Origin of the sequence: Cupriavidus sp. NPDC089707 (assembly GCF_044748965.1) — a bacterium.
Classification (GTDB): Bacteria; Pseudomonadota; Gammaproteobacteria; order Burkholderiales; family Burkholderiaceae; genus Cupriavidus.
This window is the reverse complement of record NZ_JBIVHB010000001.1, coordinates 302827-317335: the sequence shown is the minus strand read 5'-3', so window position 1 is coordinate 317335 and position 14509 is coordinate 302827. Positions and strand designations below refer to the sequence as shown.

Here is a 14509-nt window from a genome sequence, read left to right as displayed (position 1 = left end):
CGCGGCCGGCCGGCGCCCATTGCGTTGCGGCATACTGCTGCATCGTCACTTGCCAGCAGAACACCGCGGCGCGCCGGGCGCGCCGTTCCCAGGATTGCGGACATGTCCAACCCCGAACAAGGCCAACCTAACCCTTCCCCGTCCCCGCCCCCGTCTTCCCGCCCGCCCCTGCCGCCCGGCGGCACGCCACCGCGCAGGAGCCGGCGCCGGCTGTATGCCGGGCTGCTGGTGCTGCTGCTGGCCGGCGGCGGCTGGTACTGGTATGCGCACCGCGGCGACGCCCCCAAAGGCACCGCAGGCGGCCCGGGCGGCGCCAGCGGACCCGCTGCAGGAGGCCCTGGAGGTCCCGCCGGTCCCGGCGGCCCGGGCGGACGCGCCGGCATGCCGCGCTCGCCGGTAGTGGTCGCCACGGTCGCCCAGCGCGACATGGACGTGGTCCTGAACGGGCTGGGCAACGTGACCCCGGTTTCGAACGTGACCGTGCGCGCGCAGGTTTCCGGCCCGCTGCTGAAGGTGCTGTTCAAGGAAGGCCAGATGGTCAAGGCCGGCGACGTGCTGGCCGAGATCGACCCGCGCCCGTTCCAGGCCGCGCTCGACCAGGCCGTGGGCCAACTGGCGCGTGACCAGGCGCTGTTGCAGAACGCAAGGCTGGACCAGCAGCGCTACCGCACCCTGCTGGGACAGGATTCGATCTCCAAGCAGCAGGTCGACACCCAGGATGCGCTGGTGCGCCAGTACGAGGGCGTGGTCAAGACCGATCAGGGCAATGTCGCCAACGCGCGCCTGCAACTGGGCTATACCAGGATCGTGGCGCCGGTGTCCGGCCGCATCGGCCTGCGCCAGGTCGATCCGGGCAATATCGTCAACACCAGCGACACCAACGGCATCGCGCTGATCACGCAGATCCAGCCGATCGCCGTGATGTACACCATCCCCGAGGACAACCTGCCGTCGGTGCTGAAGAAGCTCAACGCCGGCGAAAAGCTGCCGGTGCAGGCCTGGGACCGCCAGGTGCGCAACCAGCTGGGCGAAGGCACGCTGCTGACCACGGACAACCAGATCGACACCACCACCGGCACGGTCAAGCTCAAGGCGGTCTTCCCCAATGAAGACGGCATGCTGTTCCCGAACCAGTTCGTCAACGTGCGCACGCGCGTGGACACGCTCAGGGACGCCACCGTGATCCCGGTGGCGGCGATCCAGCGCGGCCAGCAGGGCACCTTTGTCTACACCGTCGACGACGCCAGCAAGGTCAAGGTGCAGGTGATCACCCTCGGGCCTGGCGATGGCAGCCTCAATGCGGTACTCAAGGGCCTGGAGCCCGGCCAGCGCGTGGTGGTGGATGGCGCCGACCGGCTCAAGGAAGGCATGACGGTTGAAGCGGTCGACCCGGCCGCGCGCGCCGCGGCGACGGTGCCGGCCAGCCAGCCGCGCGGACGCGCCCGGCGCAGCCGCGACGGCGCGGGCTGGGGCGGTGCCAGCGCGCCGCACGGCGATGCCAGCGGCGCGGCAGCGGCGAGCGCATCCGGCGTGGCGGGCGAACATCGGCGCCAGCGCGACGGCGGCGCCAGCGCTCCAGGTGCCCCGGCTGCGGAAGGCCCGCGCCGCCAGCCGCCGCAGCAGCAGTAAGGACCGCGCATGAACCCCTCACGCCTCTTCATCGAGCGCCCGGTCGCGACGGCGCTGCTGATGCTGGCCATCCTGCTCTCCGGGCTGGTGGCCTACCGGCTGCTGCCGCTGTCGGCGCTGCCGGAGGTCGACTACCCGACGATCCAGGTCACCACGCTCTACCCCGGCGCCAGCCCCGACGTGATGACTTCGTCGGTGACCGCGCCGCTGGAGCGGCAGTTCGGCCAGATGCCCGGCCTGAAGCAGATGTCGTCGTCCTCGTCGGGCGGCGCCTCGGTGATCACGCTGCAGTTCGAGCTGACGCTACCGCTGGACGTGGCCGAACAGGAAGTGCAGGCCGCCATCAACGCCGGCAGCAACCTGCTGCCGTCCGACCTGCCGATGCCGCCGGTCTACAGCAAGGTCAACCCGGCGGATGCGCCGATCATGACCATCGCCATGACGTCCGACACCATGCCGCTGCCCAAGCTGCAGGACATGGTCGACACGCGCGTGGCGCAGAAGATCTCGCAGATCCAGGGCGTGGGCCTGGTCACCATCAGCGGCGGGCAGCGCCCCGCGGTGCGCATCCAGGCCAACCCGGCCGCGCTGGCATCGCTCGGCATGTCGATCGACGACCTGCGCACCGCGATCGGCTCGGCCAACGTCAACGGCGCCAAGGGCAGCTTCGACGGCCCGCAGCGCGCCTCGACCATCGACGCCAACGACCAGCTGCGCTCCGCCGACGAATACCGCCAGATCATCCTGGGCTACAAGAACGGCGCGCCGATCCGCATCACCGACGTGGCCGAGATCGTCGACGGCCCCGAGAACAGCCGCCTGGCCGCGTGGGCCAACGACAAGCCCGCGATCGTGCTCAACATCCAGCGCCAGCCCGGTGCGAACGTGATCGAGGTGGTCGACCGCATCAAGGCCCTGCTGCCGCAGCTGCAGAACGCGCTGCCGGCATCGGTCCACGTGCAGTTGCTGACCGACCGCACCACCACCATCCGTGCCTCGGTCGAGGATGTGCAGTTCGAGCTGCTGCTGGCGATCGCGCTGGTGGTGCTGGTGATCTTCCTGTTCCTGCGCAATATCCCCGCCACCATCATCCCGGGCGTGGCGGTGCCGCTGTCGCTGGTGGGCACCTTCGGCGTGATGTACCTGTCCGGCTTCTCGATCAACAACCTGACGCTGATGGCGCTGACCATTGCCACCGGCTTCGTGGTCGACGATGCGATCGTGATGATCGAGAACATCATGCGCTACATCGAGAAGGGCGATTCGCCGAGGCAGGCGGCGCTAAAGGGTTCCAAACAGATTGGCTTCACCATCATCTCGCTGACCTTCTCGCTGGTGGCGGTGCTGATCCCGCTGCTGTTCATGGGCGATGTGGTGGGGCGGCTGTTCCGCGAGTTCGCGATCACGCTGGCGGTGTCGATCCTGATCTCGGCGGTGGTGTCGCTGACGCTCACGCCGATGATGTGCGCGCGCCTGCTGCACCATGTGCCGGAAGAGAACCAGTCGCGCTTCCACCGCGCCACCGGCCGCTTCCTCGACAATGTGATCGACCGCTACGGCCGCGCGCTGGAGTGGGTGCTGGAGCGCCAGAAGGCGACGCTGATCGTGGCCGTGGCCACGCTGGTGCTGACTGTGCTGCTGTACCTGCTGGTGCCCAAGGGCTTCTTCCCGGTGCAGGACACTGGCGTGATCCAGGGCATCACCGAGGCCGCGCAGACCACCTCGTTCAGCGCCATGGCGCGCAAGCAGGAGGCGGTGGCCAAGGTGGTGCTGCAAGACCCGGCGGTGCAGAGCCTGTCGTCGTTCATCGGCGTGGATGGCAGCAACACCACGCTCAACGCCGGACGCATGCTGATCAACCTCAAGCCCAAGGGCGAGCGCGACCCGATCGAAGTGGTCACGCAGCGCCTGCAGCAGTCGGTGCAAAGCCTCGGCGGTGTGTCGCTGTTCACGCAGCCGGTGCAGGACCTGACCATCGAGGACAAGGTCTCGCGCACGCAATACCAGTTCACGGTTGAAGATCCCGATCCCGAGACGCTCGCCACCTGGGTGCCGAAGCTGGTGGAGCGCCTGCGCCAGGAGCCTGAGCTGCGCGACGTCACCAGCGACCAGCAGAACAACGGCCTGCGCGCCTATGTCGATATCGACCGCGACGCCGCGGCGCGCTTCGGCATCACCACCGCGGTGATCGACAGCGCACTGTACAGCGCCTTCGGCCAGCGGCTGGTATCGACCATCTTCACGCAGTCGAGCCAGTACCGCGTGGTGCTGGAGACCATGCCGGAATTCCGCAAGAGCCCGCAATCGCTGGCCGAACTGCGCCTGCCCTCCTCTTCCGGCGGACAGGTGCCGCTGGGCGCGTTCGCGCGCATCACCGAGCGCACCGGGCCGCTGGTGATCAACCACCAGGGCCAGTTCCCGGCGGCGACGATCTCGTTCAACCTGGCGCATGGCGAATCGCTTGGCGCCGCGGTCGACAAGATCACCAGCGTGGAACAGGAGCTGGGCCTGCCGATCTCGATGCAGACCAGCTTCCAGGGCGCGGCGCTGGCGTTCCGCGCGTCGCTGTCGAACACGCTGTGGCTGATCCTGGCCGCGGTGGTGACGATGTATATCGTGCTGGGCGTGCTGTATGAGAGCACCATCCACCCGGTCACGATCCTGTCGACGCTGCCGTCGGCCGGCGTGGGCGCACTGCTGGCGCTGCTGGTGGCGGGGATGGACCTGGGCATCATCGCCATCATCGGCATCATCCTGCTGATCGGCATCGTCAAGAAGAACGCGATCATGATGATCGACTTCGCGCTCGAGGCCGAGCGCGAAGGCGGCATGACGCCGCGCGACGCGATCTTCCAGGCCTGCCTGCTGCGTTTCCGCCCGATCCTGATGACGACGATGGCGGCACTGCTGGCGGCGCTGCCGCTGATGCTGGGCTCCGGCATCGGCAGCGAGCTGCGCCAGCCGCTGGGCGTGACCATGGTAGGCGGCCTGCTGCTCAGCCAGGTGCTGACGCTGTTCACCACGCCGGTGATCTACCTGGCGTTCGACCGCGTGGCGACGCGCGTGAAGGGCTGGCGCAAGCGCCGCTTCGGTGATCCGGAGGAAGGCGGTACGGGCGAGGAGCCGGTCTGACCATGAATCTTTCGGCTGCCTTTATCCATCGCCCGGTCGCGACCGCGCTGCTGACGCTCGGCATCCTGCTGGCGGGGCTGGCCGCGCTTCGGCTGCTGCCGGTGTCGCCGCTGCCGCAGGTGGACTTCCCCACCATCTCGGTGTCTGCGTCGCTGCCCGGCGCCAGCCCGGAAACGATGGCCGCCACCGTGGCGACGCCGCTGGAGCGCGCGCTGGGCACCATTGCCGGCGTGACGGAAATCACCTCCAGCAGCTCGCTCGGCTCGACCCGCGTGACGCTGCAGTTCGACCTGTCGCGCAATATCGATGGCGCGGCGCGCGACGTGCAGGCGGCGATCAACGCCTCGCGCGCGACGCTGCCGACCAGCCTGCCCAACAACCCGACCTACCGCAAGGTCAACCCCGCCGACGCGCCGATCATGATCATCGCGCTGACCTCGCCGACAATGACGCGCGGGCAGCTCTACGATGCGGCATCGACCATCCTCGCGCAGAAGCTGTCGCAGGTGGAAGGCGTGGGACAGGTCACCATCGGCGGCGCCTCCTTGCCGGCGGTGCGGGTCGAGCTGAACCCGACCGCGCTGAACAACTACGGCATCTCGCTGGAGGATGTGCGCAACACCATCAGCGCGACCAACGCCAACCGGCCGCTCGGCACGCTGGAGAACACCAGCAACAACTGGCAGGTCTACGCCAACGACCAGATGATGAAGGCGGAAGACTACATGCCGCTGATCATTCGCTACGCCACGCCGGGCACGTACTCGTCGGCGTCGGCGGGCGCGCTGATCGCCAGCACGGCCAATGCGACCGCCAGCGGCGGCGTCAGCACCAAGGTGGTCAACGGCGTCACCGTGACCACGCTGACCACCAGCAGCGGCACCACCACCATCACCAGCGGCGCCACCGGGGGCACCAGCGCCACCAGCGGCCCCAACTCGTTCGCGGTGCCGGTGCGGCTGCGCGACGTGGCCAACGTGGTCGATTCGGTGCAGGACATCCGCAACGCGGGCTCGGCCAACGGCAAGCCGTCGGTGCTGCTGGTGCTGAACCGCTCGCCCGGCGCCAACATCATCGAGACCGTCGACCGTGTGCGCGAGATGCTGCCGAACCTGCAGAAGATGATCCCGGCAGCGATCTCGATGGACGTGATGATGGACCGCACGCCCACCATCCGCGCTTCGCTGCGCGAGGTCGAGCACACGCTGATGATCTCGGTGGCGCTGGTGATCATGGTGGTGTTCATCTTCCTGCGCAACGTGCGCGCGACGCTGATCCCCAGCGTGGCGGTGCCGGTCTCGCTGATCGGCACCTTCACGGTGATGTACCTGGCGGGGTTCTCGCTGAACAACCTGTCGCTGATGGCGCTGACGATCGCCACCGGCTTCGTCGTCGACGATGCCATCGTGGTGCTGGAGAATATCTCGCGCCATCTGGAGGAAGGCATGAAGCCGCTGGCGGCCGCGCTGCGCGGCGCGCGCGAGGTTGGCTTCACGGTACTGTCGATGAGCCTGTCGCTGATCGCGGTGTTCATTCCGCTGCTGATGATGGGCGGCATCGTGGGGCGCCTGTTCCAGGAATTCGCGATCACGCTGTCGGTGGCGATCCTGGTGTCGCTGGTGGTGTCGCTGACCACCACGCCGATGATGTGCGCACGCCTGCTGCGTCCGGCCGAGCCGCAGAACCAAGGCCGCTACTTCCGTGCCACCGAGCGCATGTTCCAGTGGATGCATGACGGCTACGCGCGCTCGCTGTCGACGGCGCTGCGCTTCAGCCCGCTGGTGTGGCTCGTGCTGATCGCCACCATCGCGCTCAATGTCTGGCTGTATGTGATCGTGCCCAAGGGCTTCTTCCCGCAGCAGGACACGGGCCGGCTGATCGGCTTTATCCGCGCCGACCAGGCGACCTCGTTCCAGGCCATGCGCGGCAAGCTCGACAGCTTTATCAGGATCGTGCAGTCGGACCCGGCGGTGGACAACGTGACCGGCTTTACCGGCGGCTCGCAGCGCAACACGGGACAGATGTTCGTCACGCTCAAGCCCCTGTCGGAGCGCAAGGAGTCTGCCGATGCGATCATCGCGCGACTGCGCGGCAAGCTGGCCAAGGAACCTGGCGCGAGCCTGTTCCTGCAACCGGTGCAGGACATCCGCATCGGCGGGCGGCAAAGCAGCTCGCAGTACCAGTTCACGCTGCAGTCCGACGACCTGGAGGTGCTGCGCGCGTGGGAGCCCAAGGTGCGCGCGGCGCTGTCCAACCTGAAGGGGCTGGAGGACATCGACACCGACACCAACGACAAGGGACTGCAGACCTCCGTGATCATCGACCGCGACGCGGCGTCGCGCCTGGGCGTGACCGCGCAGCAGGTGGATGCGGTGCTGAACAACGCCTTCGGCCAGCGGCTGGTGTCGACCATCTACCATCCGCTCAACCAGTACCGCGTGGTGATGGAGCTGAGCCCGGAATACCTGCAGGGCCCGAACGCGCTCAAGGACATCTACGTTGTTACCGGCAACGGCAACCGCGTGCCGCTGTCCGCATTCGCGCGCGTGACCCCGACCAGCACGCCGCTGGGCGTGAACCACCAGGGCCAGTTCGCGGCATCGACGATCTCGTTCAACCTGGCGGAAGGGACTTCGCTGTCGCAGGCGACCGATGCGATCCACCGCGAGATGGCGCGCATCGGCGTGCCGGAAACGCTGCGCGCCAACTTCCAGGGCGGCGCCAAGGCGTTCCAGGATTCGCTCAAGAGCCAGCCGATCCTGATCCTGGCCGCGCTGATCACGATCTACATCGTGCTGGGCGTGCTGTATGAAAGCTACGTGCACCCGCTCACCATCCTGTCGACGCTGCCTTCGGCCGGCGTGGGCGCGCTGCTGGCGCTGATGGCGTCGAAGACGGACTTCAGCATCATCGCGCTGATCGGCGTGATCCTGCTGATCGGCATCGTGAAGAAGAACGCGATCATGATGATCGACTTCGCCATCGACGCCGAGCGCCGCGAAGGGCTGTCTCCGCGCGAAGCCATCTACCGCGCCTGCCTGTTGCGCTTCCGCCCGATCCTGATGACGACCATGGCCGCGCTGCTGGGCGCGGTGCCGCTGGCGATCGGCCGCGGCGACGGTGCCGAGCTGCGCGCGCCGCTGGGCATCTCCATTGTCGGCGGCCTGGTGGTAAGCCAGTTGCTGACGCTGTACACCACGCCGGTGGTCTACCTGACGCTGGACCGCTGGCGCCTGAAGGTCAAGGCCTGGCGCGAGCGCCGCCGCGGCGATCGCGGCACGCCTGACCAACCGGCCGCTGTCTGAATTTGCAGAGATTCCACATGACTGTGTTTCACCCTGTGTTTAGCCCTGTGTTTAGCCGAATGCTGACCCATGCCCTGCCGCTGCCGCTGGCGTGCGCGCTGCTGCTGGCCGGCTGCGCGGTCGGCCCCGACTACAACCGGCCCGATGCGCCGGTGCCGGAAGCGTTCAAGGAAGCGACCGACACCACTACCGATGCCAATGCCTGGCGCGGCGACTGGAAGACCGCCGAGCCGCAGGATGCCATCGCGCGTGCCGACTGGTGGACGGTCTTCGGCGATCCGCAGCTCGATGCGCTGATGTCGGAAGTGCAGATTTCCAACCAGAACATCAAGGCGGCGGAAGCGCAGTATCGCCAGGCCGTGGCCGCGCTGCAGGCCGCGCGTGCCGGCTTCTTCCCGACCGTCGATGCGCAGGCGGGTGCGTCGCGCGCGCGCGGCGCCAGCGGCAACACGCTCAACGGTCAGAGCCTGACGCTGGGCGCGACCTGGGAGATCGACGTGTGGGGCCGCGTGCGCCGCCAGGTGGAAAGCAGCGAAGCCAGCGCGCAGGCGAGCCAGGCCGACCTGGCCTCGACGCTGCTGTCGACGCAGGCGACGCTGGCGCAGAGCTATTTCCTGCTGCGCGTGGCCGATGCGCAGAAGGCGCTGCTCGACCGCACCGTGGCCGACTACCAGAAGTCGCTGCAGCTGGTGCAGAACCAGTACGCCGCCGGCACCGCGCAACGCTCCGACGTGCTGCAGTCGGAGACCCAGCTCAAGAGCGCGCAGGCACAACAGATCGACATCCAGATCACGCGCGCGCAGCTGGAGCACGCCATTGCCGTGCTGGTCGGCAAGCCGCCCGCGGCGCTATCGCTGGCCGCGGACGATTTCCGCAAGGCCCCGCCGCTCGTGCCGGGCGCGGTGCCGTCGGAACTGCTGGAGCGCCGCCCCGACATCGGCGCGGCCGAGCGCCGCATGGCGTCCGCCAACGCGCAGATCGGCGTGGCGCAGGCCGCTTACTACCCGACGCTGTCGCTGTCGGCCAGCGGCGGGCTGACCGCCAGCACGCTGGCGCGCTGGATGTCGCTGCCGGACCGCATCTGGTCGATCGGCGGCGGGCTGGCCGGCACGCTGTTCGACGGCGGGCTACGCAGCGCGGCCAAGGCGCAGGCCGTGGCCGCCTATGACCAGACCGTGGCCAACTATCGCCAGACCGTGCTGTCGGCGTTCCAGGAAGTGGAGGACAACCTTGCCGCGCAGCGCCTGCTGGAGCAGGAAGCGGTGGTGCAGAACGACGCGCTGCGCTCCGCGCGCGAGGCGCTGGTACTGGTCAACAACCGCTACCGCGCCGGCACCGCGGGCCTGCTCGACGTGCTGACGGCGCAGACCGCGGCCTACACCGCCGAGCGCACCGCGCTGTCTATCGCCGGGCGCCAGTACACGGCGGCGGTGGTACTGATCAAGGCGTTGGGCGGCAACTGGCATCCGCAGCCATTGGATGGCGCGACCGGCGGCAGGCCCGCCGGCGCCACACCCGCTACGCCCGCTACACCCGCCGCACCCGCCACCACAGTCGGCCAGCGCTAGGCGCCGCGCTGCGGCGCGTTCGGCAATGGCTGCGCGCAGATGCGCTCGCGCAGCCAGGTGGCGGCCTTGCCCAGCGGCCGCTGCTTGTGCCACACCAGTTCCATCGCCACCGGCCAGTCCTGCTGCTGGAACGCCAGCGGCGGCGACACCAGTTGCGCTGCGGCCGGCGAGTTGGCCACCACGTGCCACGGCACGAACGCCCAGCCGAGCCCGCGCTTGACCAGCTCCACGATGACCCACTGGCTTTCCACCCACCACACGTCCGCCGCCACGCGCAGGCGCATCTTCTCTTCGCTGTCGGTACGCGTGGCAACCATCAGCTGCCGGTAGCGCTTCAGTTCTTCCCAGTCCACGCGCTGCGACGCCAGCGGATGGTCGGGCGCGCACAGGATCTGCATCGGCATCCAGCCCAGCGCATGGAAGCCCAGTTCGGGCGGCAGCACTTCCTGCCGCCACATGATGCCGAGGTCGGCGCCGCCCTCCAGCACCAGCCGGCTGACGTCTTCCATCAAAGGGAACAGCACTTCCAGTTCGACCGCCGGGAAGCGGCCGGAGAACGCTTCGAGCAACTGGCCCAGCGTTTCTTCGGGATAGAGTTCATCGACGGCGAGCACCAGCCGCGTCTCCACGCCCTCGCCCAGGCTCTTGGCCACGCCGCGGAAGTGCTCGCAGCGCTCCAGGATCACGCGCGCCTCCGCCAGCAGCCGCTCGCCGGCCGGCGTCAGCACGGGATAGCGGCCGGTGCGGTCGAACAGTGCGTTGCCGACGTCGATCTCCAGGTTCGACACGGCGGCGCTGACCACGGACTGGGCCTTGCCGAGCCGGCGCGCGGCGGCGGAAAAAGAGCCGGCTTCCGCAGCAGCGACGAAAGCCTGGAGTTGGTCTAGTGAGAGACTCATACGACGCCCTTCTGCGAGATCTATCGGTTCTGGCGATAGTATCCAACTTGGCAATCCCTGCAAAGCAGATAGACTTGGCCCGGTCTGAAATTCTTGCCTCGCAGGAGAAAACCATGCGCACTACCCGGGACCGGATCCGCCACGCCGTTGGCTTCGAGGTTGTCGGCCTGCTGATCTTCGCGCCGCTGGCCAGCTGGGCCTTTGGCTACAAGCTGCACGAGATGGGCCTGATCGGCGCGGTCGCGTCGCTGATCGCGACCGGCTGGAACTACTTGTACAACCTGCTGTTCGACAAGGCCATGCTGCGCATGACCGGGCAGGTCCGCAAATCGGTCAAGGTGCGGGTGCTGCACGCGATCCTGTTCGAGCTGGGCCTGCTGGTGGTGTTCCTGCCGGCGCTGGCGTGGTACCTGAATATCAGCCTGATCGATGCCCTGATCATGGATATCGCCGTGGCCGTCTTCTACATGGTCTACGCGCTGGTGTACAACTGGCTGTATGACATCATTTTCCCGGTGCCGTCGCTGAAGCACGCCGCCAGGCCCGACGGCGCGGCGGCCGGCTGAGGCCGGGTTTTTCCTGACCCCGGACAGGCCACTCCGGGGTGTTTCCCCGCCTTGCCGCGCGGACGCGAATTGTTATACTCCATAACAAAATTCGACGACCGGGCGCGTGCCTGCGCGCCGCAAGCGGGGAGACAACATGAAGATCGCAATCGCCGGCGGCGGCATCGGCGGGCTGACGCTGGCGCTGCTGTGCCACCGCCACGGCATCGACGCCGAAGTCTGGGAAGCCAGCGAATCCTTGCGCCCGCTGGGCGTGGGCATCAACCTGCTGCCACACGCGGTACGCATCCTGTCCGATCTCGGTCTGCGCGATGCGCTGGCCGAGATCGCGGTCGAGACCTCGTCGCTCTCGTACTACAACAAGCTGGGCCAGCGAATCTGGCATGAGCCGCGCGGGCTGGCGGCGGGTTACGACTGGCCGCAGTTCTCGATCCATCGCGGCGAGTTCCAGATGTTGCTGCATCGCACCGTAGTCGAGCGACTGGGTGCCGATGCAGTCCACACCGGGCATGCGTTCGAGACCATGCTCGATACCGGGGCGCGCGGGCCGGTTCGGTTCGGTCTGCGCCGCCGCGGCGATGGTGCCGAGGTGCAAGCCAGCGCCGATGTGCTGGTCGGCGCCGACGGCATCCACTCCACCGTGCGCCGCCACTTCTACCCCACCGGCGACGCGCCGCGCTTCTCGCGCCGCATGCTGTGGCGCGCGGTTACCGAAGCGCCGCCCTACCTCGACGGGCGCTCGATGTTCATGGCCGGTCACCAGGACCAGAAGTTCGTCGCCTATCCCATCTCCGAACCACTGCGCCGGCAGGGCCGCTCGCTGGTCAACTGGATCGCCGAGCTGCGCGTGCCCGACAGCGTGCCGGACACCCCGCCGCGCAGCGACTGGAACAAGCAGGTCGACAAGTCAGTGTTCCGGGCGCAGTTTGCTGACTGGCGGTGGGACTGGATCGACATTCCCGCGCTGATCGACGGTGCCGAGGCGATCTACGAATTCCCGATGGTCGATAAGGATCCGCTGCCGCGCTGGACCTTCGATTGCGTCACGTTGCTGGGAGATGCCGCGCACCCGATGTACCCGATCGGCTCGAACGGCAGCGCACAGGCGATCCTGGATGCGCGCTACCTGCTCGACAGTCTGCTGGGTACGCAGGATACCTCTTACGCACTGCGCGAATACGAGGCGGAACGCCTGCCGCGCACTGCTGGTATCGTGCTGCGCAACCGCATGAACGGGCCGGAGCAGGTGATGCAGCTGGCGGAGGAGCGCGCGCCGCAGGGGTTCAGCGATATCGGGCAGGTGATTCCGCGCGCCGAGCTGGAGGCGATTTCGCTGCGGTACAAGCAGCTGGCGGGGTTCGACCGGCAGTCGATGCAGGGAACGAAGTAGATCGGAGGCCAACGGTTTTGGATGCACCCAAGCCGCCCGAACTAGCCTAAGCAAGGTGTTCTCCCTCTCCCCTCATGGGGAGAGGGTTGGGGTGAGGGGTGGGCTAGCTAGGCACCACATCAAGCAAGGCCAGCTGTTTTGAGCCCACGGACATCAGCCTTTGACCCGCCTGCCCTCACCCCCGGCCCCTCTCCCGCAAGCGGGAGAGGGGAGCAAACCGTCAGGAATTGAAAACCCATAAGATCATCTAGCATCGAGGAGAACAACCATGGCGCCCCATACCACTGCCAGGCTCACCCGTCTCGCCATTGTCGTCGCCGCGGCCTTCACCGCCACCGCCGCACTGGCCGACATCACCGTCGGCGTCAGCCTGTCGACGACGGGCCCGTCCGCTTCGCTCGGCATCCCGCAGAAGAATTCGATGCCGTACCTGCCGCAGAAGATCGGCGGCGAGGACGTGCGCTACATCGTACTGGACGACGCCTCCGATCCCACCCAGGGTGCCAAGGTCGCCCGCCGCTTCATATCCGAGGACAAGGTCGACATCATCCTCGGCTCATCCGCGGTCGCGCCGTCGATCGCCATTGCCGAGGTCGCCGAGGAAAGCCAGACCGTCCAGCTCGCCTTTTCGCCGATCGAACTCAAGCCCGGCCGGGGTGCCTGGACCTTCCGGCTGGCGCAGCCGGTGCGGCTGATGGCCAATGCCGTCGCCGCCACCGCCAAGACCAAGGGCGTCAAGACCATCGGCTTTATCGGCTTTGCCGACGCATACGGCGAAACCTGGCTGAAGGATTTCACCGCTGCCGCCACCGCCAACGGCCTGCGCCTGATCGCCACCGAGCGCTACGGCCGCGCCGATACCAGCGTGACCGCGCAGGCCATCAAGCTGATCGCCGCCAAACCCGATGCCATCCTGATCGCCGGCGCCGGCACCGGTGCTGCGCTGCCGCACACCACGCTGCGCGAGCGCGGCTACGGCGGCGCCATCTACCAGACCCACGGCGCCGCCACCAAGGACCTGATCCGCATCGGCGGACGCCTGGTCAATGGTGCGATCCTGCCGGCGGGGCCGGTGATCGTGCCGGAGCAGTTGCCAGCCGGCGATCCGGTACGCAAGCCGGGACTCGACTACGTCACCCGCTACGAGAAGCAATACGGCGCCGAATCGCGCACGCAGTTCGGCGCGCATGCCTACGATGCGGGGCTGGTGCTTGAGCGGATCGTGCCGGTGGCGCTGAAAAGCGCCAAACCGGGGACGCCGGCATTCCGCCAGGCGCTGCGACACGCGCTGGAGACCGAGAGGGACATCGTGGTGTCGCACGGCGTGCTCAATTACAGTGGGCAAGACCACTATGGCTTTGACCAGCGCGGCCGCGTTATGCTGACGATCGACAACGGCAACTGGAAACTACTTCAATGATCCCCCACGCATCCGGTGCATCCGACGCACCGGCAGGCAAGACTGGCAGCACGCACACCGCCAGCTCGCGGCGCAAGCCGCGCGAGCCGCTTGCGCCGGATCCGGCGGTGGCTGACGGCGGCTTCGATCCGCATGTACCCAATGTCGACTATGGCGTGCTCGACAGCCTGATCGGCTACGCCATCCGGCGCGCGCAGATCCGCATCTACGAGGATTTCGTGCTGTCGCTGTCGCAGTGGCAGATCACCCCGCCGCGCTTCTCGGCCCTGGTGATCATCTCGCGCAATCCGCACCTGAAACTGACCGATCTGGCGCGTATCCTGGGCATTGCGCGCTCGGGTGCGGTGCTGCTGGTCGATGCGCTGGAAGAGATGAACCTGGTCGCGCGCCGCCCGGCGGCGGGCGACCGGCGCGCCTACAGCCTGGTGCTGACGCCATCGGGCCGCAAGACGCTGGACGCTGCCACGCGCGCAGTGGTCGAGCATGACGCGCATGTAGGCAGCGCGCTGTCCGACAGCGACCAGGCCACGCTGAAATCGCTGCTGTCCCGGCTGGCGCCGCCGCGCGCCGGCTGAGCGCCACAGCTACCGTCATCCGGCA

Annotated in this window: 9 protein-coding genes; 8 read left to right on the top strand and 1 reads right to left on the bottom strand. The window is 67.8% G+C overall.

Annotation, left to right across the window (positions count from 1 at the left end; translation table 11 throughout):
• Nucleotides 1-102: 102 nt before the first annotated feature.
• Genes ACIP1U_RS01495 through ACIP1U_RS01480 form a run of 4 tightly spaced genes read left to right on the top strand, consistent with a single transcriptional unit; the run spans nt 103 to nt 9634 of the window.
• Nucleotides 103-1629, top strand: coding sequence for an MdtA/MuxA family multidrug efflux RND transporter periplasmic adaptor subunit (locus ACIP1U_RS01495; protein ID WP_400310822.1), 1527 nt, complete (start codon nt 103-105; stop codon nt 1627-1629).
• 9 nt (nt 1630-1638) lie between these two features.
• Complete coding sequence (locus ACIP1U_RS01490; RefSeq protein WP_400310819.1) at nt 1639-4761, top strand: MdtB/MuxB family multidrug efflux RND transporter permease subunit; 3123 nt, start codon at nt 1639-1641, stop codon at nt 4759-4761.
• A 2-nt stretch (nt 4762-4763) separates the two neighbouring features.
• A complete protein-coding gene (locus tag ACIP1U_RS01485; protein WP_400310816.1) occupies nt 4764-8066 on the top strand; it encodes an efflux RND transporter permease subunit in 3303 nt (1100 codons plus the stop codon).
• Nucleotides 8067-8125: 59 nt separating this feature from the next.
• A complete protein-coding gene (locus ACIP1U_RS01480; protein WP_400310813.1) occupies nt 8126-9634 on the top strand; it encodes an efflux transporter outer membrane subunit in 1509 nt (502 codons plus the stop codon).
• On the opposite strand, the gene ACIP1U_RS01475 is transcribed toward ACIP1U_RS01480, so the two are convergent.
• Nucleotides 9631-10533, bottom strand: a complete 903-nt coding sequence (locus ACIP1U_RS01475) for a LysR family transcriptional regulator (RefSeq protein WP_029048134.1) — start codon at nt 10531-10533, stop codon at nt 9631-9633. The genes ACIP1U_RS01480 and ACIP1U_RS01475 overlap by 4 nt on opposite strands.
• 113 nt (nt 10534-10646) lie before the next feature.
• Here ACIP1U_RS01475 and ACIP1U_RS01470 point away from each other — a divergent pair, with 113 nt between their 5' ends.
• The 4 genes from ACIP1U_RS01470 (at nt 10647) to ACIP1U_RS01455 (ending at nt 14484) form a co-directional block, all read left to right on the top strand.
• The gene (locus ACIP1U_RS01470; RefSeq protein WP_400310811.1) at nt 10647-11099 is read left to right on the top strand and encodes a PACE efflux transporter; all 453 of its coding nucleotides are present in this window, start codon (nt 10647-10649) and stop codon (nt 11097-11099) included.
• Nucleotides 11100-11235: 136 nt separating this feature from the next.
• Nucleotides 11236-12489 carry a flavin-dependent oxidoreductase gene (locus ACIP1U_RS01465; protein WP_400310808.1) on the top strand — a complete coding sequence of 418 codons (1254 nt, stop codon included), beginning with the start codon at nt 11236-11238 and terminating at the stop codon, nt 12487-12489.
• A gap of 268 nt (nt 12490-12757) precedes the next feature.
• Nucleotides 12758-13909 (top strand): ABC transporter substrate-binding protein, encoded by a 1152-nt coding sequence (locus ACIP1U_RS01460; RefSeq protein WP_400310806.1) that lies wholly within the window; start codon nt 12758-12760, stop codon nt 13907-13909.
• Nucleotides 13906-14484 (top strand): MarR family winged helix-turn-helix transcriptional regulator, encoded by a 579-nt coding sequence (locus tag ACIP1U_RS01455; RefSeq protein ID WP_400310803.1) that lies wholly within the window; start codon nt 13906-13908, stop codon nt 14482-14484. The genes ACIP1U_RS01460 and ACIP1U_RS01455 overlap by 4 nt, the downstream gene beginning before the upstream one ends.
• Nucleotides 14485-14509: the final 25 nt, after the last annotated feature.

What these genes read in the sequence shown, in the direction of transcription:
- ACIP1U_RS01495 (WP_400310822.1), top strand. Translation starts at nt 103, where the DNA reads ATGTCCAACCCCGAACAAGGCCAACCTAACCCTTCCCCGTCCCCGCCC.
- ACIP1U_RS01490 (WP_400310819.1), top strand. Translation starts at nt 1,639, where the DNA reads ATGAACCCCTCACGCCTCTTCATCGAGCGCCCGGTCGCGACGGCGCTG.
- ACIP1U_RS01485 (WP_400310816.1), top strand. Translation starts at nt 4,764, where the DNA reads ATGAATCTTTCGGCTGCCTTTATCCATCGCCCGGTCGCGACCGCGCTG.
- ACIP1U_RS01480 (WP_400310813.1), top strand. Translation starts at nt 8,126, where the DNA reads ATGCTGACCCATGCCCTGCCGCTGCCGCTGGCGTGCGCGCTGCTGCTG.
- ACIP1U_RS01475 (WP_029048134.1), bottom strand. Translation starts at nt 10,533, where the DNA reads ATGAGTCTCTCACTAGACCAACTCCAGGCTTTCGTCGCTGCTGCGGAA.
- ACIP1U_RS01470 (WP_400310811.1), top strand. Translation starts at nt 10,647, where the DNA reads ATGCGCACTACCCGGGACCGGATCCGCCACGCCGTTGGCTTCGAGGTT.
- ACIP1U_RS01465 (WP_400310808.1), top strand. Translation starts at nt 11,236, where the DNA reads ATGAAGATCGCAATCGCCGGCGGCGGCATCGGCGGGCTGACGCTGGCG.
- ACIP1U_RS01460 (WP_400310806.1), top strand. Translation starts at nt 12,758, where the DNA reads ATGGCGCCCCATACCACTGCCAGGCTCACCCGTCTCGCCATTGTCGTC.
- ACIP1U_RS01455 (WP_400310803.1), top strand. Translation starts at nt 13,906, where the DNA reads ATGATCCCCCACGCATCCGGTGCATCCGACGCACCGGCAGGCAAGACT.